Here is a 20,738-nt window from a genome sequence, read left to right as displayed (position 1 = left end):
CGGACGCGGTGCAGCATGAAATGATGCACCGCTGATCCGGTGCCCACGGCTGATCCGGGGCCCATCGAATAAGGAACGTGGGTCCCGGCTCTGCAGCGCAGCGTTACACGCCGCGCTGCGCCCGGGACATTGATACTTTCTTTCGCTGCACGCCCAGATACACCCCTGCTATCCCGCGCAATTCTCCGACCACACTGCGGTATGCCTTCTTCGGCAAGCCGAACGCGGCCATCAGCGCGGCGCCGCGGAACATGCAGTTCGCGACCGTGATGAAACGCGTGACATCGGACTTCGCGTAGCCCGCTCGCACGAACGCGTCGATCCAGACCCGGTCGTGACGCCTGCGATTGTCGCGGAACAGCGCGTGAAAGATGCGCTCGATCCTGGCGTCGGTGCGGGCCGCCATGGCGAGTTCCAGCATCGCGAGATAATCGTCGCCGAGGAAGAACGACGCGGAACTCGACAGGAAATCCTCAACCGGATCCGACGAGACGAGGATCTTGTCGGCGAGCAACTGCGCGTCGGTTTCGGCGCGGGTCAAGGCAGCCTGCCACGCCGCTTCGAGCAGGTCGTATTTGGTCTTGTAGTAATTCTCCCGCGCGCCCCGCGAGACCCCGGCGCGGGCGGCAACGGCGATGGTCGAGAAGCCGGCATAGCCGCGCTCGACCAGGAGCGCGATCGCCGCGCGCATCAGCTTGTCCTGCGCGTCCTGCCGTCGCTCGCTATGGCTCCGCCGCGGCTTCGCCACCGGCCCGCTGCGCCGCGGCCTGGCCGTTTTCGGCTTGCGTGTTGTTTTCGCCATGTCCGATCCAGTGCGGGCCAAAGGCCTTTCGAATCTCTGGATAGCGCAAGCCTGTCTTTGCGGGAACACGGGCCTGTGCGTAGTCTTGCCACGGCCGGTACGGCGGCGAGGAAAGGGCGAACCATGACTGCGATTGCCGAAGGCGGGGCGGCGGTACCGGCGGGCGAACAGCAGCCCGAACTGAAGCGGGTCATGGGCCCGTGGCTATTGCTGCTGTTCATCGTCGGCGACATTCTCGGCACCGGCATCTACGCGCTCACCGGACAGGTGGCGAAACAGGTCGGCGGCATGGTCTGGCTGCCGTTCGTCGTCGCCTTCGTGGTGGCGCTGATGACGGCGTTCTCCTATCTCGAACTCGTCACCAAATATCCGCGCGCCGCCGGCGCCGCGCTTTACACCCACCGCGCTTTCGGCATTCACTTTTTCACGTTCATCGTCGCCTTCGCGGTGATGTGCTCGGGCATCACCTCGGCCTCGACCGCATCGCGCGCCTTCGCCGCCAATTTCGCACATTCGTTCAATCTCGATCTCGCGGGCGGCGTCGGCATCACGCTGCTTGGCCTTGCCTTCATGGCGTTGGTCGCGATCGTCAATTTCCGCGGCGTCGGCGAGAGCGTGAAGGCCAATGTGGTCCTGACCTGCGTCGAGCTCACGGGACTGCTCATCATCATCGTCATCGGCTTGTGGGCAATCGGGCTCGGCCAGGGCGACGTCTCGCGCGCGTTCGAATTCAAGACCAGCCCGGATACCAGTTTCATCTGGCCGGTGATCGCGGCGACCACGCTGGCTTTCTTCGCGATGGTCGGGTTCGAGGATTCCGTCAACATGGCGGAAGAAACCCAAGACCCGACCCGCATCTTTCCGAAAATCCTGCTGGCGGGGCTGTTCATCACCGGCACGGTGTATGTGCTGGTGTCGATCTCGGCGATCACGCTGGTGTCGCCTGAAGACCTTGGGCAGGGCGAGACCCCGCTGCTGAAAGTCGTGCAGGCGGGGGCGCCGAATTTCCCGGTCTGGATTTTCGGCTTCATCACCATGTTCGCGGTCGCCAATTCCGCGCTGATCAACATGTTGATGGCGAGCCGGTTGGTCTACGGCATGAGCCGCGAGCACGTCCTGCCGGCTGCGCTCGGCAGGGTGCATCGGACCCGGCTTACGCCCTATGTCGCGATCGCGTTCACCACGCTGCTGGCTTTCATGCTGATCACCTTCGTCGGCGAAATCCCGGCGCTTGGCGGCACCACTGCATTGCTGCTGCTCGGCGTGTTCACGGTGGTGAATGTCGCGGTGCTGGTGCTGCGGAAGGACAAGGTGGGCCACGCGCATTTCCGCACGCCGACCATCGTCCCGGTGCTGGGCGCGATCACCTGCGCATTCCTGGTCGGTCCGTGGACCGGCCGCGATCCGCAGCAATACCGGATCGCGGGCGTTCTGCTCGCGATCGGCGTGGTGCTCTGGGTGGTGACGGTCCTGGTCAATCGCGCGACCGGCGTGAAGCCGGCCGAGCCCGAAATGGAGGACATCGGCGGCTTCGGTCCGAAGAACTGACCGACCGGCCGGCAAGCGCGCCGCGAACGTCACCGTCGGCCGCGCTGCCGGCGCTGCGGCTCGCTCAGCGAATCTGGAAGCCGCGGCCGCCACTGCCGCCGCCGCGCCCGCCACCGCCAAACCTCGGACCGCCACCACGCTGCTGTGGCTGGAAGCGGGGGCCCGCGTTTCGCGGCGCGGCAAATCGCGGGGCCGATTGCTGTCTCTGGCCGCGCCCGAAATTGCCGCCGCCACCGCCGCGACGTTCAAGCTGCGGTCGATCGTTGTTGCGGCCCGCGTTGCGGCCGCGTCCCTGATCGATGGAGCGCGATGAGTCGCGATTGCCGCGGCCTTCGCGGTTTCCCCGGCCCTCGCGGTTGCCGCGCCCGTCACGGTTGCCGCGGCCCTCCTCTCCGGCGTTGCCCCTGTTGCCGGACTTTTGGGTGTCGCGATCTCCGGACTTGGTCTTGTCGGGTTTCCTGTGATCGTCCTTGTCGGTGCCGCGCCGGTCCGGATCGGGATAGCGGTCAGGGTTCCGCGGATCGCGAATCCGAATGGGGTCCTTGATGCGTGGTGGAATAACAGGGACGATGATCGGGCCCGTCGGAACATAGACCGGACCGTCCGGCACGAAGACCGGTCCGCCCGGCCCGGTGACGGGTCCGCCGGGCGCAATCGGCGCAAGCGGGACCGAAGCGCGCGTGCCCGGAGGCGGCGCGCCGGGAGTGCCGGGTTGACTCGGCGCACCGGGCTGCGAGCACGGACACGTACCGCCCGGTGTGCTGACGGCACGGATCAGGTTTGCGTCGCGTGCGCCACTGAGCACCGATGCCGATGCCAACCGGTTCTGCGCGCGCTGCTGCAACTTGCGCGCGGTCGCGCTCAGATCGGAGTTCGGATAGCGCGCAAGGAAGGCGGCAAAGGCGGCCTCGCTATTGAGCGCCACCGCTTCCTGCCACGCCAGCATCATCAGCCGACGATCGAGAATCGAGCGCAGATTGATGGCGAGCGGGTCGTTGCCATAAAGGGCAATGAACTGCTCGTAGACGATGATATTGTCTTCTCTAATGGTGATCGCGAACGCATCGCGCGCGGACCGCGACTGAAGGTCCTTTCGCCATTGGTCGGCCGTTTTCTCCGCGCCGGTGTCGGGCTGAAGCGGCGCGCTGCCGGGGAAGAACGCGAACGGCTCGGTCAGCGCCGACACTTCCCATGGCGTCTGCCTCCCGCCGGTCGCGCCGTGAACCGCCAGCCGCACATTCTTCAGCGCGGTCTCGATCGGGAGGCCGGGCTGACGTGCCGATTTGAGCAAGGCCTGCGCGAACGGTGAGTTGCCCGCCGAACCGTCCTCGGCAGTGCGCCCGGGCGAGGTGGAATAGGCGAGCAGGGTGCCCGCCGGAGCATTCACCATGGCAAGGCCGCGCGGGGCGATTTTGGCGATATCCTCGAACGGATTGTCACGGCACGCGTCGAGGATCACGATGCGGGTCTTCGCGCGTACGGTTTCCAGCATCGACATCAGGTCGCCCATCCGCATCGCCTCGAGCGGCACGTCGGCTTCGCGCGCGATCGTGGCATCGATCGGGACCAGAAAATTCTCGCCATCCACCTGCACGCCGTGGCCGGCGAAATAGATCAGCGCCACGGTGTTTTCAGGCTTCTCCGCGATGCTGGTGGTGAAGAAGCGGATCACCTTGCTCATGCTCGATTTGTCGAGATCGAGCGCCGAGGTGACTTTGAAGCCGGCATCCTTCAAAAGCGCGCCGACGGCTTCGGCATCGCGCGCGGGATTGGGAAGCGCGGTCACGCTCTTGTAATTGGAATTGCCGATCACCAGCGCGAACCGCTCCTGCGCGGATGCGGAGACGGCGCTACAGGTGAGCGCGGCCAAAGTTGCGCAGGCCAATGACAGGTGTCTCAGCATTTCCTAACCTCCCTGCGCTCCGCGCCACGGAAGCGGCTCGGGCGACCGGTCTCGCGGGCCTGTCGTTTGGTCGAGCCAAACCGTTCAAAGGTTCACGTCTTTCAGGCAACGCGTGCGCGTCTCAAAGCCCTTCGGCAATGCTCCTGCATTCTGCCCGATTTGAGATGAGCGCGCGACGGCTTGCCTCGCACGGGCCGCATCTGTCACATGAAGGTGATGACTGATGCGCATAAAGGCACCGCCGCGATCGTGGGCGGCGGACCGGCCGGGCTGATCGCGGCCGAGACGCTGGCCCGCGCAAATATTGCGGTTACGATTTATGAACGGATGCCTTCGCTCGGGCGCAAGTTTCTGATGGCCGGCCGCGGCGGACTGAACCTGACGCATTCGGAAGATCTGACCCGGTTCGCGTCCCGATACGGCGCGGCTGAACCGCATCTGCGGCACGCAATCGACGCCTTCCCGCCGGAACGCCTGCGCGCCTGGAGCGCGGACCTCGGTCAGCCGACCTTTATCGGGACCAGCGGCCGCGTCTTTCCACAGGCGATGAAGGCCTCGCCGCTGCTGCGGGCCTGGCTGCGGCGGCTGGAGTCGATGGGCGTTAGGGTCGCGCTGCGGCATTGCTGGACCGGATGGGCCGACGATGGGGCGCTGATGTTCGACACGCCGGACGGCATTGTTCGCGCCACCGCGGATGTGACGGTGCTCGCGCTCGGCGGCGCGAGCTGGCCGCGGCTCGGGTCGGATGGCGGGTGGTCCGAGATTCTGGCGCGCGAAGGCATCGCGGTTGCGCCGCTGCGGCCATCGAACTGCGGATTTCGCGTCAAGTGGTCAGAGCACATGCGCGGGCACGTCGAAGGCCGGCCGCTGAAGCCCGTGGCGCTGTCGTTCGGCGGGCAGCGGGTGCGCGGCGAAGCCGTGGTCACCCGCGATGGTTTGGAGGGCGGCGCGATCTATGCGCTGTCGCCGCTGTTGCGGGAGGCGATCGATGTATCCGGCATTGCTGAACTGATCGTCGATCTTCTGCCCGAGATGGATATTGAGACGGTGGCGCGCAGGCTGAGCGCGCCGCGTGGCAAGCAATCGCTGTCGAATGTGCTGCGCAAGGCGCTATCTTTATCGCCTGCCGCGATTGCGCTGGCGCAGGAGGTGACCAGCGGCAAGCTCGGCGCGATGGCACCGGAAGCGATGGCGGCGTTTTTGAAAGCGGTGCCGGTGGCGTTGACCGGCGTTGCGCCGATCGCGCGCGCGATCTCGACGGCAGGCGGCGTGCCGTTTGATGCGATCGATGACAATTTCATGCTCAGGCGAAAGCCCGGAATGTTCATCGCGGGTGAGATGCTGGACTGGGAGGCGCCGACGGGCGGCTATCTGCTGCAAGCGTGTTTCGCCACCGGCGTTGCAGCTGGCGAGGGTGCGCTGCGTTATTTGACATCGTCGAAGGTGGCGAAGCGGGGATGACCGATCTCGCGGCTTATGCCGGATTGTTCGCGGTGGCATTCGTCGCGGCCACGATCCTGCCCGCTCATTCCGAAGTGGCGCTGGTCGGCCTGCTGATGACCGGGAAGTTCTCGCCGGTGCTGCTGGTCGCGGTGGCCAGTGCCGGCAATATTCTTGGCTCCTGCGTGAACTGGCTGCTCGGCCGTTTCGCCGAGCATTTCCGCGACCGCAAATGGTTTCCGCTATCGCCGCAAGCGCTCGACAAGGCGCAGGGCTGGTATCACCGCTACGGCCGCTGGTCGCTGCTGTTAAGCTGGGCGCCGGTGATCGGCGATCCGCTCACCATCGCGGCGGGCCTGATGCGCGAGCCGTTCTGGTCGTTTGTCATTCTGGTCGCGATCGCAAAAACCGCGCGCTACGTGTTGCTGGCGCTCGGTGCGATGGGCGTGGCACACGCGGTAATGTGACGCCGCAAAATCATCCCTCGATCTGCTCGCGCAGCATTTCGAGCTCCAACCATTTCTCTTCCGCCGCGGCCAGTTCGGCCTGCGCCTTGGCGATGGCTGCGCTGGCGGCGTCGAACGCCTTGCGGTCGCGCGTGTAGAGGCCGGGATCGTCCAGCTTTTTCTGTTGCGCGCGGATCTCCTCTTCCAGCTTGGCGATCTGCTTCGGCAGATTGTCGAGCGCGAATTTCTCGTTGAAGGACAGCTTCTTTTTCTTTGCGGCCGATGCGGCTGCGGCCTTGACCTCCCGCGCCGTGGCCGCGCGCACCGGCTTGGTCGATGCGATGTCGGCGCCGCGCTGGATCAGCATGTCGGAATAGCCGCCGGCATATTCGTTCCAGACGCCGTCGCCTTCCGGGACGATCACCCCACTGACGACGCGGTCGAGAAAATCGCGGTCATGGCTGATCAGGATCACGGTGCCGGTGTAGTCGGCCAGCGTTTCCTCCAGCACGTCGAGCGTTTCCAGATCGAGATCGTTGGTCGGTTCGTCGAGCACCAGAAAGTTCGACGGCTTGGCCAGGGCGCGCGCCAGCATCAGCCGCCCGCGTTCGCCGCCGGACAATGCGCGCAAGGGCGTGCGGATCTGTTCGGGCGAAAACAGGAAGTCCTTCATGTAGCCGACAACATGCTTGGTCTGTCCGCCGACGGTGACGGTGTCGCCGCGTCCGCCGGTGAGGGCTTCGGCCAGGGTCCAGTTCGGATCGAGGCTGTCGCGATCCTGTTCGAGCGCGGCCATCTCGATATTGGCGCCCAGGCGTACCGTGCCCTCGTCGGGTTGCAGCGTGCCGGTGAGCAGCGAGAGCAGCGTGGTCTTGCCGCTGCCATTCGGTCCGACAATGCCGATCCGGTCGGCGCGATTGATGCGGGTGGAAAAGTCCGTGACGATCGGACGGCCGTCATAGGACTTCGAAATATTCTTCGCCTCGATCACCAAGGCACCGGACTTGTCGGCTTCGGCGACACTGATATTGGCCTTGCCGACGGAGCCGCGATAATCGTTGCGCTGCTGCCGCAGCGCCTGCAACTCGCCCATGCGGCGCATGTTGCGCTTGCGCCGCGCGGTGACGCCGTAACGCACCCAATGCTCCTCGGCGACGATCTTGCGGTCGAGCTTGTGCTGCTCGCGCTCTTCCTCCGCCAGGATTTCGTCGCGGCGGGTCTCGAAGTCCTTGAACCCGATTTCCAGCCTTCGGGTCTGGCCGCGGTCGAGCCACACCGTGACGCGTGACAAAGTCTCCAGAAAGCGCCGGTCATGGCTGATCAGGACCAGCGCACAGCGGCGGCTTTTCAGTTCGCTTTCCAGCCATTCGATGGTGACGAGGTCGAGATGGTTGGTCGGCTCGTCGAGCAGAAGAATGTCTGGATTGGGCGCCAGCACGCGGGCCAGGGCCGCACGGCGCGCCTCGCCGCCGGAGAGGTGTGCCGGGTCTTCATTGCCGGTCAGGCCCAGCTGTTCGATCAGGTAGCGGGCCTGGTACGGGTCGTCACCGGGGGCGAGGCCGGCTTCGACATAAGACAGGGTGGTGGCATGGCCGGAGAAATCCGGTTCCTGCGGCAGATAGCGGATGGTGGCGCCGGGCTGCACGAACACGCTGCCGCGATCCGGCTCGACCATGCCGGCGGCGATCTTGAGCAGCGTCGACTTGCCGGACCCGTTGCGGCCGACCACGCAGACCCGCTCGCCCTCCGAGACCGACAGGTCGGCCGAGGTCAGGAGCGGCGTGCCGCCGAAGGTGAGCGCGATTTCGCGCAGCTGGATCAGGGGGGCCATGGGTTCTTTGCGTTGTGAGGGGTGGGTGTATAGCGCGCCTGTTGCCTTGCACCATCGAAAAACACCGGACGCGCCCTCGCGCCCGTCACCTGCCCGGAATAAGCTGATATTCGGGAGAGAATCGCCAGATGGACGTCCTGAACCTGCCGCGGCCGTCATGGATGACGGAAGATCTTGTGCTGCTGGAGGAGCAGGCCCGCCGTTTCATGGCGGCCGAATATGCCCCCAATATCGAGCGCTGGAATGACGCCGGGATCTACGACCGCGAGGTCTGGAACGCGACCGGCGAGGCCGGATTGCTCTGTGCGGCGATGCCGGAGGCCTATGGAGGGGCGGGCGGGACCTTCGCGCATGAGGCGGTGATCAATCGCGAGATCGCGCTGTGCGGGTTCGACTCCTTCGGGGCGCCGCTGCATTCCGGCATCGTCGCGCCCTACATCCTGCATTACGGCACCGAGGAGCAGAAGCAGCGCTGGCTGCCGAAGATGGCGACCGGCGAGCTGGTCGGCGCCATCGCCATGACCGAGCCCGGCACTGGGTCCGACCTGCAGGGCGTGCGGACCACCGCGAAAAAGTCCGGCAACGGCTATGTGCTGAACGGCTCGAAGATCTTCATCACCAATGGCCAGCATGCCGATATTATCCTGGTGGTGGCGAAGACCGATCCGTCGGCGGGCGCCAAGGGCGTCTCGCTGATGATGGTCGAGACCGCGGATGCGCCGGGCTTTCGCCGCGGACGCAAGCTCAAGAAGCTCGGCCTCGATTCATCCGACACCTCGGAACTTTTCTTCGAGGACGTAAAGCTGCCGGCCGAGAGTCTGCTAGGTGCCCAAGACGGGCAGGGCTTCGTGCAACTCATGCAGCAATTGCCGCAGGAGCGGCTGATCGTCGGTATCCACGCGGTGTCGATGATGGAACGGGCGCTGCGGCTGACCATCGATTACGTCAAGGACCGGCAGGCCTTCGGCAAGCCAATCATCAGTTTTCAGAATACGCAGTTCACACTTGCTGAATGCAAGACCGAGGCGACCGCGGCCAGGGTGTTCCTCGACCATTGCATCGAGCGCCACATCAAGGGCGAACTCGACACCGTCACCGCGTCGATGATCAAATACTGGTCGACGGATGTGCAGGCAAAAGTGATTGATCGCTGCCTGCAATTGTTCGGCGGCTATGGCTATATGGACGAATATCCGATCTCGCGGATGTACCGGGACGCGCGGGTGCTCCGCATCTATGCCGGCACCAATGAGATCATGAAACTGCTGATTGCGAGGAGTTTGTAGCCGCGGCCTTACCTCTCCCCGCTTCAGCGGGGAGAGGTCGGATCGCGAAGCGATCCGGGTGAGGGGTTTCTTGCAATGGACCCCCCTCACCCGGCTCGCACCCTCTCCCCGCAAGCGGGGAGAGGGAAGAAACGGAGAGAGACAGAATGACCGACGCCTTTATCTACGATCACCTGCGCTCGCCGCGCGGACGCGGCAAGGTCGACGGCTCGCTGCATGAGGTGCAGACGGTCAACCTCGCCTCGCAGGTGCTCAAAGGCATGCGCGAGCGCAACAATCTCGATCCGGAACTGGTCGACGATGTGGTGATGGGCTGCGTCGATCCGATCGGGGAAGCCGGAGGCGACGTCGCGCGCATCTCGGCGCTGCTGGCGGGTTACGGCGACAAGGTGCCCGGCATCCAGATCAACCGGTTCTGCGCATCGGGGCTGGACGCGGTGAATTTCGCTGCCGCCGAAGTGATGAGCGGCCAGCACAATATGACGATCGGCGGCGGCGTCGAATCGATGAGCCGGGTCGGCATCGGCGCGTCCGGCGGCGCCTGGTTCATGGACCCGATGGCGGCGATCCCGACCTATTTCATGCCGCAGGGGATTTCCGCCGATCTGATCGCGACGAAGTATGGCTTCTCGCGCGACGACGTCGATGCCTACGCAGTGGAGAGCCAGAAGCGCGCGGCGGAAGCCTGGGCCGACGGTCGGTTCAAAAACTCGATCCTACCGATCAAGGACGTCAACGGGATCACGCTTCTCGATCGCGACGAGCATATGCGGCCGGGCACGACCATGCAGTCGCTGGCCTCCCTTAAGCCGGCCTTCGTCGAAATCGGCCAGCTCGGCGGCTTCGATGCGGTGGCGACGCAACGCTATCCCGAAGTCGAAGAGGTCAACCACGTGCACCATGCCGGCAATTCGTCCGGCATTGTCGACGGCGCCGCGGCGGTGCTGATCGGCAACAAGGAGGCCGGCAAGGCGGCGGGGCTGAAACCGCGGGCGCGCATCAAGGCCTTCGCCAATATCGGTTCCGAGCCCGGCATCATGCTGACCGGCCCGATTCCGGTGACACAGAAAGTCTTGAAGAAGGCCGGCATGTCGACCGCCGATATCGATCTGTGGGAGTTGAACGAAGCCTTCGCCTCGGTGGTGCTGCGCTACATGCAGGCGCTCGACATTCCGCATGACAAGATCAACGTGAATGGCGGCGCCATTGCGATGGGGCATCCGCTCGGCGCGACCGGCGCGATGATCCTCGGAACGGTGCTCGACGAACTGGAGCGGCGCGGCAAGTCCACGGCGCTGATCACGCTCTGCATCGGCGCCGGCATGGGCACCGCGACCATCATCGAGCGCGTGTGAGGCGGCGCCAATGCCGAAGATCGATCTGTCGAAATGCGCGGTGCGGGCCACCACGATTTATCCTGCGGAATACGCTGGCTTTACGGAAGGCCGGATCAAGACCGTACTCGGCAATGAAGCTGGCCTCACCCAATTCGGCGTGAACCTGACAAGGCTCAAGCCCGGCGCGGCGTCGGCGCTCCGGCACTGGCACGAGACCGAGGACGAGTTCGTCTATATCGTCGAAGGCGAGGCGACTTTGTGCGAGGACGGTGAGGAAACCATCCTGCGGGCGGGCGATTGCGCGGGCTTCAAGGCCGGCGTGCCGAACGGTCATTGCCTCGTCAACAAGTCGAAAGGCGATGTGGTCTATCTCGAAATCGGCACCCGCGCGCCGACCGATACGTTTCATTACTCCGATGTCGACATGATGGGCGAGAAGAGCGAGAGCGGGGTGCGCTTCATGCGCAAGAATGGCGATGCGATCGGGTGAGCGTCCGTCTGCTTGCAGGCGGTGCAGGTTGAGGCGATCGGGTGAAAGCGAGTGGGACCGCAGCCGCGGTCAGGCGACGCCGGCAACGCGTGTGTTGGCGGTTGTGAGCATCGGAACGGGAGACAGCGCCTGAAACGAGGGACGCGCGAACAGGTAGCCCTGAAACAAACGGATGCCTGTGGCCCGCAGGACGGCGAGCTCTTGTTCGGTCTCCACGCCTTCGGCGATCACCGTGATGTCGAGGGCGCGCGCGATGCCGGCTATTCCCGCGACGATGGCCTGTTTCGCCGGGCTGTCATCGACGCCGCGCAGCAGCGCCATGTCGATCTTGATCAGGTTCGGCTGATATTCGGCGAGAAGCTTGAGGCCGGCATAACCCGCACCGAAATCGTCAAGTGCGGTGATGAAGCCAAGCCGCCGGTATTCGGCGATGATGCGCTCGATATGTCCGGCATCGTGCACGCGCTCGTCCTCGGTGAATTCGAACATGATGCGCTCGGTCGGAAAGCCGACGCGGCGCGCGGCCTCGAGCGAGGTGCGGATGCAGGCGGCCGGCTCGTATACGGCGTTGGGCATGAAATTGATCGACAGACGCAGCTCCTCGTCATCGAACAGGCGGCCCGCCGCCTCGATCGCCTTGACGCGGCAGGCCTGGTCGAAGCGGTAGCGGGTCTCCTCGGTGACGTTGGCAAGCACGCTGGCCGCGGACTCTCCGTTCAGCCCGCGCACGAGCGCTTCGTGACCCCAGATCCGTTGGGATGCGACATCGACGATCGGCTGAAATGCCATCTCGAACGAAAACCCGAGCGGCAGATCGTCGCGGCATCCGCTGCAGGTCTGACGATGCTTCATGAATCACCTGGAGATTTCGACTTCGCATCGACGCTATGCGGAGCCGATTGCGAACCTGTTAATCCACTGCACCGGAACAAGATGGAACCCGGCCATGAGTGATGGAACTTTCAAACTCGATACCGACGCCGATGGCATCGCGACTGTCATGTGGGATGCGCCCGGCCGCGCGATGAATGTCATCGACATGGCGGTGATCGAGGAACTGTCCGCCATCGTGGAAAAAACGACCGCCGACGACACGGTTAAGGGTGTCGTCATCACCTCGGGCAAGGACACCTTCTGCGCCGGCGCCGATCTGGCGCTGCTGAAGACCATGTCGGCGACGTTCGAACAGATGGTCAGGTCGCAGGGCGAGGAAGCGGCGGCGAGGATGCTGTTCGAACAAAGCCGCAAATTGTCGCAGCTCTACCGGCGGATCGAGACCTGCGGCAAGCCGTGGGTCGCAGCGATCAACGGCACGGCCCTGGGCGGCGGGCTCGAATTGTGCCTCGCCTGTCACCATCGCGTGGCGGCCGACAACGACAAGGCTCGCGTTGGCTTGCCTGAAATCAAGATCGGCCTGTTTCCCGGTGCGGGCGGCACCACCCGTATCTCGCGCATGATGCTGCCGGCCGATGCGCTACAATTTTTGGCCAAGGGCGAGCAACTCAAGGTCGCGCGTGCCAAGGGCATGAAGCTGATCGACAATGTGGTGCCTGCGGCCGATCTGATGACCGCCGCCAAGGACTGGATCAAGGCTGGCGGCAAGCCGGTCGCACCCTGGGACGTGAAGGGCTTCAAAAATCCCGGCGGTCTGGTGTGGTCGAAGGCCGGAATGATGGTGTTCTCTCCAGCCAGCGCGCTCTATCGCAAACAGACCTACGATAATTATCCGGCGGCGCGCGCGATCATGCAGGTGGTGTTCGACGGCCTGCAATTGCCGTTCGATCAGGCGCTGACCGTCGAGTCGCGCTACTTCGCGCATATCCTGCGCTCGAAGGAAGCCGCAGCGATGATCCGCACGTTGTTCGTGTCGATGGGCGAGTTGAACAAGGGCGCGCGGCGTCCGGCCAATGTTCCGGCGACGAAGCTGAAGAAGGTCGGCATCATCGGTGCGGGCTTCATGGGCGCCGGCATCGCGTATGTCAGCGCGCAGGCGGGGCTCGAGGTGGTGCTGATCGACCGCGACCAGGAATCCGCCGACAAGGGCAAGGCGCTGTCGCACAAGCTGATGACCGAGCAGATCAACCGCGGGCGCGGCAATGCCGCCGCACGCGATGCCCTGCTGGAGCGGATCACCGCGACACCCGATTACGCCATGCTGAAGGGCTGTGACCTGGTGATAGAGGCGGTGTTCGAGGATCGCAAGGTGAAGACCGAGGCGATTGCGAAAGCGCAGGCCATCGTGCCGGACGTGGTGTTCGGCTCCAACACCTCGACGTTGCCGATTTCCTCGTTGGCGGAAAGCGCGAAGGATCCCACGAAATTCATCGGCATTCATTTCTTCTCGCCGGTGGAGCGCATGATGCTGGTCGAGATCATCATGGGCAAGCAGACCGGCGACGAGGCGCTGGCAATGGCGCTGGATTTCGTGCGCGCGATCAGGAAGACGCCGATCGTGGTCAACGATTCGCGCGGCTTCTACACCTCGCGGGTGGTCGGCACCTATATCCGCGAAGGCCATCTGATGCTGATGGAAGGCGTCCCGGCCGCGATGATCGAGAATCTCGGGCGCATCGCCGGCATGCCGGTCGGGCCTTTGTCATTGAACGATGAAGTCGCGGTCGATCTGGCGTGGAAGATCCTGAAGGCGACCGAAATCGATCTCGGCAGCGATGCTATCGATCCGCGCCAGAAGGCCTTGCTGCAAGCGATGGTCGAAAAGCACGGCCGCCTCGGCCGCAAGAACGGCAAGGGCTTCTACGATTATCCCGAGAAGGGCCAGAAGACATTGTGGCCTGGCCTTGCCGATTTGCAGCAGACCACGCTCGATCCCGACACCATCGATGTCGAGGAGCTGAAGCAGAGGATGCTGGTCATCCAGGCGCTGGAAACGGCGCGCTGCTTCGAGGAGGGTGTGCTGACCGACGTGCGCGAAGCGGATGTCGGCTCCATCCTCGGATTCGGCTTTGCGCCGTTCACCGGTGGCACGCTCTCCTATATCGATTTCATGGGCATGAAAAACTTCGTTTCATTATGTGAGGCGCTGGAGAAGAAGTGCGGTGCGCGCTTTGCACCGAACGCGCTGCTGCGCGATCTCGCGGCGAAGGGCGAGACGTTTTACGGACGGTTTGCAAGCGGCGCCGAGAAGGCGGCGGCTTAGGTCTCTTATTTCCCTCCCCATTGTGGGGAGGGGGAGGGCAGCGTCACAACACCCGCGCGATCCGCTCGCACGCGTCCCGGATTTGCTTCGGCTCGCGCGCAAAGCAAAGCCGCAGGAAATGTTTGCCGCCATCGCCGAAGGCCGTGCCGGGTGCCAAGCCGACCTGCGCTTCGTCGACTAGCCGGCGCGCCAGCTTTTCGCTGTCGGGCTCGCCATCCACCGCGAAGAACAGATAAAATGCGCCTTGCGGCGGCGTGAACCGGCAGCGGCCGGTCTTGCCCAGAATGTCGCAGGCAATGTCGCGGCTGGCACGGGCGCGTGCGACCTGTTGCGCGACGAATTCCTCGCCGCGGTCCAGTGCCACCACGCCGGCGCGCTGCATGAATTGAGCGACGCCCGAGGTCGAATACTGGATCATGTTCTCGACCACCTGGCCGAGCGACGGATGCGCCATGATCCAGCCCATCCGCCAGCCGGTCATGCACCAGTTCTTCGAAAACGTGTTGACGAACAGGATGCGATCGTCCGGCGCCATGATGTCGAGAAAGGACGGCGCGCGATTGCCCTCGCCGTACCAGAAGCGCGCATAGGTTTCGTCGGCGACGATCCAGAGGCCGCGCTGCCGTGCCAGCGCGAGCACGGCGCGCAGATCGTCATGTGATGCGGTCCAGCCGGTCGGATTGGATGGCGTGACCATCACGATCACGCGCGTGCGGTCGGTGACTGCGGCTGACATCCGCTCCATATCCAGAGTCCAGCCGGCATTGCCGAACGTCATCGGCAGTTCGACGGGATGCGCGCCGACAAGACCGGTGGCGCCGGCTGCGTTCGGCCAGGCCGGCGTCGGGATGATGACTTCGCTGCCGGCGGTCGCGGTCATGGCCAGCGTGATCTGGATCGCCTGCATGCCGGAGCCGGTGATGAAGAATTCCTCGGCCGAGAACGTGCGGCCATAAAGCCGCGTGTGGTAGCGCGCCAGCGCCTCGCGCAGATCGGGGAGGCCGCGCTGCCATGTATAGAAGGTCTCGCCGGCGGCCAGCGCGCGGTTCGCCGCCTCGACAATGAAGGCCGGCGTGGGCGTATCGCCTTCGCCAGCCCACAGGCCCATGACGCCGCCGCGCGCCCGGCCGTATTTCATGATCTCGACGATACCGCTGACCGGCGCCTCGCGCGCGGGGGCGCGCAAGGCTGCGATCAGGGCGGCCGGGTCGGCGGAATGGTCGGGCGCAGTTGTCACCGCATCGTGGTGACGCCTTTCCGCCTCCCGCGTCAATATCCCCCGAACTTATAGGCCAGACCCGCGATGAAAGTATGGGTCGCGAGGCTGATGCTGGTGTCGAGATTGCCGTCGCAAAGGCAGCCGGGCTGCGGCATGAATAGGTGATTGAAATCTCCGTATTGCGCGTAGCGGTATTCGATGCGGCCAGTCCATGCGCCCGCCAGCACGGATTCGATGCCGCCGCCAAATGTCCAGCCGGTCAGGGTATCGCTCGTTGTCTCGGCAAGGCTCTTGGTGAAGCACACGGGCGAGAAGCTCGCGTCGCAGGTCGCTTGCGCCTTGACCCGCTGCCAGGCCGCGCCGCCGGTGAGATACACGAGCGTATCCGGGGTGATGAGCGCTCCGATGCGCGCGCGGAGGCTTGCATCCCAATTGGTCTCGAAGGAACTCGTGTCATTCAACATGATCGGGATCGGCAAGCCACCCGTGCCGGGGATCCCATGGCTGGTTCCGGTCGATGTCTTGCCCCAGGCGAAGTCACCTTCGATGCCTGCCACGAGTTTGGGACCGATCTGGAAATTGTATCCGACAAATCCACCGAACCTCGCCGTGGTATCGTTGAAGTCCTGACTGTTCGGGATGGCCGAGAAGATGCCCCCGAAGGAGTTTGTCGTCCAGGTGTGGTCCTCGCGTCGCATGCCGCCCGAGGCACCGAGATAAAACCCGGTCCAACTGCGCGGCTGCTCGAAGACCGGGGCTGAGGCATAGGCCTGACTGGCCGCCGGCGAAAGTGTTGCGCCCGCGGGGGACGCGACGCGGGGCGCGGCCGACGCTGCACGGGGCGCAGATGCCGGGAGTGAGGCGACAACCGGCCGCTCGCGTCCGGTGGCCTCGAGCTTCTGCACCCGCTTGCGCAGGGTGGCATTCTCTTTTTCCAGCGTATCGAGCCGTGCCAAGACATCGTCGAGCGAGAGCGTTGCATGCGCCGACGGCGTGAGGGACATCATCGATGCCGCAAGAAGTGCGGCCGCAAATACAATACGGACCATAGCCATTCCCCCAGAAGTTCCCGAGGGAGGCTAGAGAATTTTACCGCTCGGAAACAGCGTAAATCCGCCGTTGAGGGTTGTGCCGGCACCGCTGTCCACGGGTGTTGCGCGCGGGTATCAACTCGCCCGTCAGCGGAACTTTGCTTGAGTCAGGTTTTTTTGGCCAACAGGTCGCGGATTTCTTCCAACAGCTTCTCCTGCTTTGGCGGTTCGACCTTCTCCGGTGCCGCGGCTTGCTGGCGACGCAGAATGTTGATCCCTTTCACCACCAGGAAAAGCGCCCCCGCGACGATCGCGAAATTGATTGCGACGGTGAGGAAATGTCCCCAGGCAATCACCGCGCCCTGCTTTTTGGCGTCGGCCAGATTGGTGGCTGTCACGTCCTTCGACAGCGCGAGAAAATAGTTCGAAAAATCGAGTCCGCCGAGGGCGCCGAAAATGGGCATGATCATGTCCCCGACCAGCGACTCGACGATCCGGCCGAATGCCGCGCCGATGATCACGCCGATCGCGAGATCGACCACATTTCCCTTGACGGCGAACTCGCGAAACTCGGTCAGCATTTTCTTCATGCGTGGCTCCTCTCCATCGACCCGTTAACGATAGGGCCTCGCGCGGGGCCAGGCAAAGCGGGGAGGGCGGGCCGGCGGTAGCCATGAACCGGAAATTGTGATGTTTTGTCGGCCGGAGATGCTGGAGCGGCCCGAAAACGGGCGAAGACCATGATGCTGCAAGGCTGGGTCGTTATCGCGATTGCGCTCGCCTATATCGGCCTCCTGTTCGTTGTTGCGAGCTATGGCGACCGGTTGCGGACGCTCGCGCGCGGGGACCGCTCGCGACTTCTGATCTATCCGCTCTGTCTGGCGATCTATTGCACCTCATGGACCTTCTTCGGGTCGGTCGGGCTCGCCTCGAAATCGGGCTTCGACTTCCTGACCATCTATGTCGGTCCGATCCTGATGATCGGATTGTGCACGCCGCTCGTGCTGCGGATCGTGCGGCTCGCCAAGAGCCAGAACATCACGTCGATCGCCGACTTCATCGCCGCGCGCTACGGCAAGCGTCAATCAGTGGCGGCGCTTGTGGCGCTGATCGCGATCGTCGGAACGATCCCGTATATCGCGCTGCAGCTGAAAGCCGTGTCAGCGATGTTCGGGACCGTGTTCGTACATGTGGCGCCGGGCTTCACGCCGAGCGCGCTCGGCGACACCGCGCTTCTGGTGGCGCTGGCGATGGCAGCTTTCGCGATCCTGTTCGGCACCCGGCATATCGATGCGACCGAACATCAGGACGGCCTGATGCTGGCGATCGCGACCGAATCCATCGTCAAGCTCGCGGCATTTCTCGGGGTCGGGTTGTTCGTCACCTACTGGATGTTCGACGGCCCGGGCGATCTGTTCTCGCGCGCGCTGGCGCGGCCCGACACCGCCGCGGTGCTGACCACGGCGCCGAGTTTCTCGACCGTGATCGCGATGACGCTGCTGTCGACGGTGGCGATCATCCTGCTGCCGCGGCAATTCCATGTGACGGTGGTGGAGAACCATTCGGAAGCCGAGATCAAGCGCGCGCGCTGGCTGTTCCCGCTCTATCTCGTGCTGATCAATCTGTTCGTGGTGCCGATTGCACTCGCCGGCCTGCTCACCTTCCAGCCGGGCCAGGTCGACAGCGACATGTTCGTGCTGGCGCTGCCGCTCTCCGCCAATGCGTCGTTCTTCACAATTGCGGCTTTCATCGGTGGCCTGTCGGCGGCGACCGCGATGGTGATCGTGGAATCGGTCGCACTCGCGATCATGGTGTCGAACGATCTGGTGGTGCCCTTCTTCCTGAAGAGGCGCTCGCAACTCATCACTGGTCGTGGCGATGTCGGCGAATTGCTGCTGCGGATCCGCAGGATTGCGATCTTCCTGATCCTGGTGCTCGCCTATCTTTATTATCGCGCCGTCGGTGACGCCCAGCTCGCGGCGATCGGGCTTCTGTCTTTCGCCGCCGTGGCGCAGCTTGCGCCGGCTTTCTTCGGCGGCCTGTTCTGGCGGCAAGGGACAGCGCGCGGTGCGATTGCCGGCCTTACGGTCGGTATCCTCGCGTGGATTTACACCTTGCTGTTGCCGAGCGCCGCAGGTAGCGGGCTGGTCAGTGCCTCGGTTCTCGCCGATGGGCCGTTCGGCATCTGGTTCCTGCGGCCGACCGCCCTTTTCGGACTCGATCTGCCGCAACTGGCGCATGGCGTGTTCTGGAGCCTGGCGCTCAACATCATTGCCTATATCGGTTTTTCACTCAGCCGTGCACCTGAGGCGATCGAGCGCGTGCAGGCCGATCTGTTCGTGCCGGATGCGGCGCCCGCGCCGAGCTTCCGGCTGTGGCGCTCGGCCGTTACGGTGGACGAACTCACCACCGCGGTGGCCCGCTATATCGGCCAGGAGCGCACCCGCTCGTCTTTCGAGAGTTTTGCCGCCGCCAAGCGCATCGATCTGTCGCCCGGAAGTTCGGCCGATTTCCAGCTGTTGCAGCATGCCGAGCATCTGCTTTCATCTGCGATCGGCGCGGCGTCGTCGCGGCTGGTGTTGTCGCTGCTGCTGCGCAAGCGCACGGTGTCGACACGCGCTGCGTTGAAGCTGCTCGACGATGCCAATGCCGCGATCCACTATAACCGGGAAATCCTGCAGACCGCGCTCGAGCACGTCAGCGAAGGCATCGCCGTGTTCGACAACGACCTGCAACTCATCTGCTGGAACCGGACCTTCGGCGAAATCCTCGATCTGCCGCGCGACATGATCGGGATCGGCACGCGGCTGGACGAGATCCTGCGATTGCATGCCGAGCGTGGCGTGTTCGGGACCGGCGACATCGAGGCGCAGGTCGCCGAGCGGATGCAGCGCTATGCGGCGGGATCGGAGCCGTTTATCGAGCGCTTCGCCGCGCGCGGGCTGGTGCTCGAGGTGCGCGCCAACCAGATGCCGGGCGGCGGCATCGTCACGACTTTCACCGATGTGACGCCAAGCGTCGAGGCGGCCGAGGCCCTTGAGCAGCGGGTGCGCGAGCGCACCACCGAGTTGACGCGGCTGAACGCGGAACTGGTGCGCGCCAAGGCCGATGCCGAAGAGGCGAATATCTCGAAGACGCGCTTCCTCGCCGCCGCAAGCCACGACATCCTGCAGCCGCTCAATGCGGCGAGGCTCTATGTCACGTCGCTGGTGGAGCGGCAGGGCCAAGGGCAAGGTCTTGGCGAAGACGGCAAGCTGGTCGGCAATATCGATGCGTCGCTCGACGCGGTGGAGGAAATCTTCGGCGCCTTGCTGGATATCTCGCGGCTCGACACCGGCGCGATGAAGCCGGAACACAGCTCGTTCCGGATCGACGAGGTGATGCGTCAGCTCGAAGTCGAATTCGCACCGATGGCGCGCGAGCGCGGCCTCGACCTCACCTTCGTGCTCGCCGGCGCGACGGTACGCTCCGATCGCCGCCTGTTGCGCCGGCTGCTGCAGAACCTGATCTCGAATGCGATCAAATACACGCCCAGGGGCCGCGTCCTGGTCGGATGCCGGAGGCAGAACGGGGCGTTGCGGGTTGAAGTGCACGATTCCGGCCTCGGGATTCCCGCGTCGCAGATGCGTGCGATCTTTCGTGAATTCCATCGCCTGCAGGAGGGCGCGAAGGTTGCGCGCGGGCTCGGGCTTGGGCTCTCGATCGTGGAGCGCATCAGCCGCGTGTTGGAGCACCCGGTGCGTGTGAAATCGGAGCCCGATCGCGGCTCGGTGTTTTCGGTGGAGGTCCCGGTGGCCGCAGCGGTCAGCGCGGGCAGCCCGCGTCGCAGCCCGGTGCGGGCCGATCCCGCACAACTGGCGGGCATGGCGGTTTTATGCATCGACAACGATCCGCAGATCCTCGACGGCATGGAAGCGCTGCTGGGCGGATGGGGTTGTCAGGTGCTGAAGGCATCGGATTTGCCGTCCGCGATCGCGGCCATCGAGTCGGTAAAGCCGATCCTGAGCGGTCTCCTGGTCGACTACCACCTCGATAACGGCAACGGGATCGACGCGATCGTCGAAATCCGCAAGCGCTTCGGCGCGGACTTGCCGGCGATCCTGATTACCGCCGACCGCACGCCGCCGGTGCGCGACGAGGCGAGGGCACGCGATGTGCCGATCGTCAACAAGCCGGTGAAACCGGCGGCATTGCGCGCGCTGCTCGCGCAATGGCGGATCCAGCACGCGACCGCTGCGGAGTAGGCTG

Annotated in this window: 15 protein-coding genes; 8 read left to right on the top strand and 7 right to left on the bottom strand. The window is 64.4% G+C overall.

The genetic code is table 11. The features are described from left to right. Positions 1-103: 103 nt before the first annotated feature. Entirely contained in the window at positions 104-802 is a 699-nt protein-coding gene (locus AC5I5I_RS00885; protein WP_495969249.1) for a TetR/AcrR family transcriptional regulator, read from the bottom strand. A 123-nt stretch (positions 803-925) separates the two neighbouring features. Here AC5I5I_RS00885 and AC5I5I_RS00880 point away from each other — a divergent pair, with 123 nt between their 5' ends. Next, positions 926-2,350 carry an APC family permease gene (locus AC5I5I_RS00880; protein ID WP_495969248.1) on the top strand — a complete coding sequence of 475 codons (1,425 nt, stop codon included), beginning with the start codon at positions 926-928 and terminating at the stop codon, positions 2,348-2,350. Positions 2,351-2,414: 64 nt separating this feature from the next. Here AC5I5I_RS00880 and AC5I5I_RS00875 read toward each other — a convergent pair whose 3' ends face one another. Then, a complete protein-coding gene (locus tag AC5I5I_RS00875) occupies positions 2,415-4,253 on the bottom strand; it encodes a caspase family protein (protein WP_495969247.1) in 1,839 nt (612 codons plus the stop codon). 216 nt (positions 4,254-4,469) lie between these two features. Here AC5I5I_RS00875 and AC5I5I_RS00870 point away from each other — a divergent pair, with 216 nt between their 5' ends. Further along, positions 4,470-5,714: a BaiN/RdsA family NAD(P)/FAD-dependent oxidoreductase gene (locus AC5I5I_RS00870; protein WP_495969817.1), complete on the top strand. Its 1,245-nt coding sequence runs from the start codon at positions 4,470-4,472 to the stop codon at positions 5,712-5,714. Further along, positions 5,711-6,160: a YqaA family protein gene (locus AC5I5I_RS00865; RefSeq protein WP_495969246.1), complete on the top strand. Its 450-nt coding sequence runs from the start codon at positions 5,711-5,713 to the stop codon at positions 6,158-6,160. Before AC5I5I_RS00870 ends, AC5I5I_RS00865 begins: the two co-directional genes overlap by 4 nt. A 10-nt stretch (positions 6,161-6,170) precedes the next feature. On the opposite strand, the gene AC5I5I_RS00860 is transcribed toward AC5I5I_RS00865, so the two are convergent. Then, positions 6,171-7,970: an ABC-F family ATP-binding cassette domain-containing protein gene (locus AC5I5I_RS00860; protein WP_495969245.1), complete on the bottom strand. Its 1,800-nt coding sequence runs from the start codon at positions 7,968-7,970 to the stop codon at positions 6,171-6,173. Positions 7,971-8,098: 128 nt separating this feature from the next. Between AC5I5I_RS00860 and AC5I5I_RS00855 the strand changes: the two genes are divergently transcribed. From AC5I5I_RS00855 to AC5I5I_RS00845, 3 genes are all read left to right on the top strand, one after another. After that, entirely contained in the window at positions 8,099-9,256 is a 1,158-nt protein-coding gene (locus AC5I5I_RS00855) for an acyl-CoA dehydrogenase family protein (RefSeq protein ID WP_495969244.1), read from the top strand. Positions 9,257-9,402: 146 nt separating this feature from the next. Then, positions 9,403-10,611: an acetyl-CoA C-acetyltransferase gene (locus AC5I5I_RS00850; RefSeq protein ID WP_495969243.1), complete on the top strand. Its 1,209-nt coding sequence runs from the start codon at positions 9,403-9,405 to the stop codon at positions 10,609-10,611. 10 nt (positions 10,612-10,621) lie between these two features. Then, positions 10,622-11,083 (top strand): cupin domain-containing protein, encoded by a 462-nt coding sequence (locus AC5I5I_RS00845; protein ID WP_495758399.1) that lies wholly within the window; start codon positions 10,622-10,624, stop codon positions 11,081-11,083. A 69-nt stretch (positions 11,084-11,152) separates the two neighbouring features. Here the strand turns inward: AC5I5I_RS00845 and AC5I5I_RS00840 are convergent, their stop codons facing one another. Further along, the gene (locus tag AC5I5I_RS00840) at positions 11,153-11,935 is read right to left on the bottom strand and encodes an EAL domain-containing protein (RefSeq protein WP_495758400.1); all 783 of its coding nucleotides are present in this window, start codon (positions 11,933-11,935) and stop codon (positions 11,153-11,155) included. Positions 11,936-12,029: 94 nt separating this feature from the next. Between AC5I5I_RS00840 and AC5I5I_RS00835 the strand changes: the two genes are divergently transcribed. Further along, entirely contained in the window at positions 12,030-14,240 is a 2,211-nt protein-coding gene (locus tag AC5I5I_RS00835; RefSeq protein WP_495969242.1) for a 3-hydroxyacyl-CoA dehydrogenase NAD-binding domain-containing protein, read from the top strand. A gap of 43 nt (positions 14,241-14,283) precedes the next feature. On the opposite strand, the gene AC5I5I_RS00830 is transcribed toward AC5I5I_RS00835, so the two are convergent. From AC5I5I_RS00830 to mscL, 3 genes are all read right to left on the bottom strand, one after another. Then, positions 14,284-15,477, bottom strand: a complete 1,194-nt coding sequence (locus tag AC5I5I_RS00830) for a pyridoxal phosphate-dependent aminotransferase (RefSeq protein WP_495969241.1) — start codon at positions 15,475-15,477, stop codon at positions 14,284-14,286. A 32-nt stretch (positions 15,478-15,509) separates the two neighbouring features. Further along, positions 15,510-16,514 (bottom strand): outer membrane protein, encoded by a 1,005-nt coding sequence (locus AC5I5I_RS00825; RefSeq protein WP_495969240.1) that lies wholly within the window; start codon positions 16,512-16,514, stop codon positions 15,510-15,512. 143 nt (positions 16,515-16,657) lie between these two features. Further along, positions 16,658-17,071: a large conductance mechanosensitive channel protein MscL gene (gene mscL, locus AC5I5I_RS00820; protein WP_495969815.1), complete on the bottom strand. Its 414-nt coding sequence runs from the start codon at positions 17,069-17,071 to the stop codon at positions 16,658-16,660. A 162-nt stretch (positions 17,072-17,233) separates the two neighbouring features. Between mscL and AC5I5I_RS00815 the strand changes: the two genes are divergently transcribed. Continuing rightward, positions 17,234-20,734 carry a hybrid sensor histidine kinase/response regulator gene (locus tag AC5I5I_RS00815; RefSeq protein WP_495969813.1) on the top strand — a complete coding sequence of 1,167 codons (3,501 nt, stop codon included), beginning with the start codon at positions 17,234-17,236 and terminating at the stop codon, positions 20,732-20,734. Positions 20,735-20,738: the final 4 nt, after the last annotated feature.

This window comes from Pseudorhodoplanes sp. (assembly GCF_059499825.1).
Note: the sequence above shows the minus strand (reverse complement) of the source record. Positions and strands in the feature narration are given on the sequence as shown.

What these genes read in the sequence shown, in the direction of transcription:
- AC5I5I_RS00885 (WP_495969249.1), bottom strand. Translation starts at nt 802, where the DNA reads ATGGCGAAAACAACACGCAAGCCGAAAACGGCCAGGCCGCGGCGCAGC.
- AC5I5I_RS00880 (WP_495969248.1), top strand. Translation starts at nt 926, where the DNA reads ATGACTGCGATTGCCGAAGGCGGGGCGGCGGTACCGGCGGGCGAACAG.
- AC5I5I_RS00875 (WP_495969247.1), bottom strand. Translation starts at nt 4,253, where the DNA reads ATGCTGAGACACCTGTCATTGGCCTGCGCAACTTTGGCCGCGCTCACC.
- AC5I5I_RS00870 (WP_495969817.1), top strand. Translation starts at nt 4,470, where the DNA reads ATGACTGATGCGCATAAAGGCACCGCCGCGATCGTGGGCGGCGGACCG.
- AC5I5I_RS00865 (WP_495969246.1), top strand. Translation starts at nt 5,711, where the DNA reads ATGACCGATCTCGCGGCTTATGCCGGATTGTTCGCGGTGGCATTCGTC.
- AC5I5I_RS00860 (WP_495969245.1), bottom strand. Translation starts at nt 7,970, where the DNA reads ATGGCCCCCCTGATCCAGCTGCGCGAAATCGCGCTCACCTTCGGCGGC.
- AC5I5I_RS00855 (WP_495969244.1), top strand. Translation starts at nt 8,099, where the DNA reads ATGGACGTCCTGAACCTGCCGCGGCCGTCATGGATGACGGAAGATCTT.
- AC5I5I_RS00850 (WP_495969243.1), top strand. Translation starts at nt 9,403, where the DNA reads ATGACCGACGCCTTTATCTACGATCACCTGCGCTCGCCGCGCGGACGC.
- AC5I5I_RS00845 (WP_495758399.1), top strand. Translation starts at nt 10,622, where the DNA reads ATGCCGAAGATCGATCTGTCGAAATGCGCGGTGCGGGCCACCACGATT.
- AC5I5I_RS00840 (WP_495758400.1), bottom strand. Translation starts at nt 11,935, where the DNA reads ATGAAGCATCGTCAGACCTGCAGCGGATGCCGCGACGATCTGCCGCTC.
- AC5I5I_RS00835 (WP_495969242.1), top strand. Translation starts at nt 12,030, where the DNA reads ATGAGTGATGGAACTTTCAAACTCGATACCGACGCCGATGGCATCGCG.
- AC5I5I_RS00825 (WP_495969240.1), bottom strand. Translation starts at nt 16,514, where the DNA reads ATGGCTATGGTCCGTATTGTATTTGCGGCCGCACTTCTTGCGGCATCG.
- mscL (WP_495969815.1), bottom strand. Translation starts at nt 17,071, where the DNA reads ATGCTGACCGAGTTTCGCGAGTTCGCCGTCAAGGGAAATGTGGTCGAT.
- AC5I5I_RS00815 (WP_495969813.1), top strand. Translation starts at nt 17,234, where the DNA reads ATGCTGCAAGGCTGGGTCGTTATCGCGATTGCGCTCGCCTATATCGGC.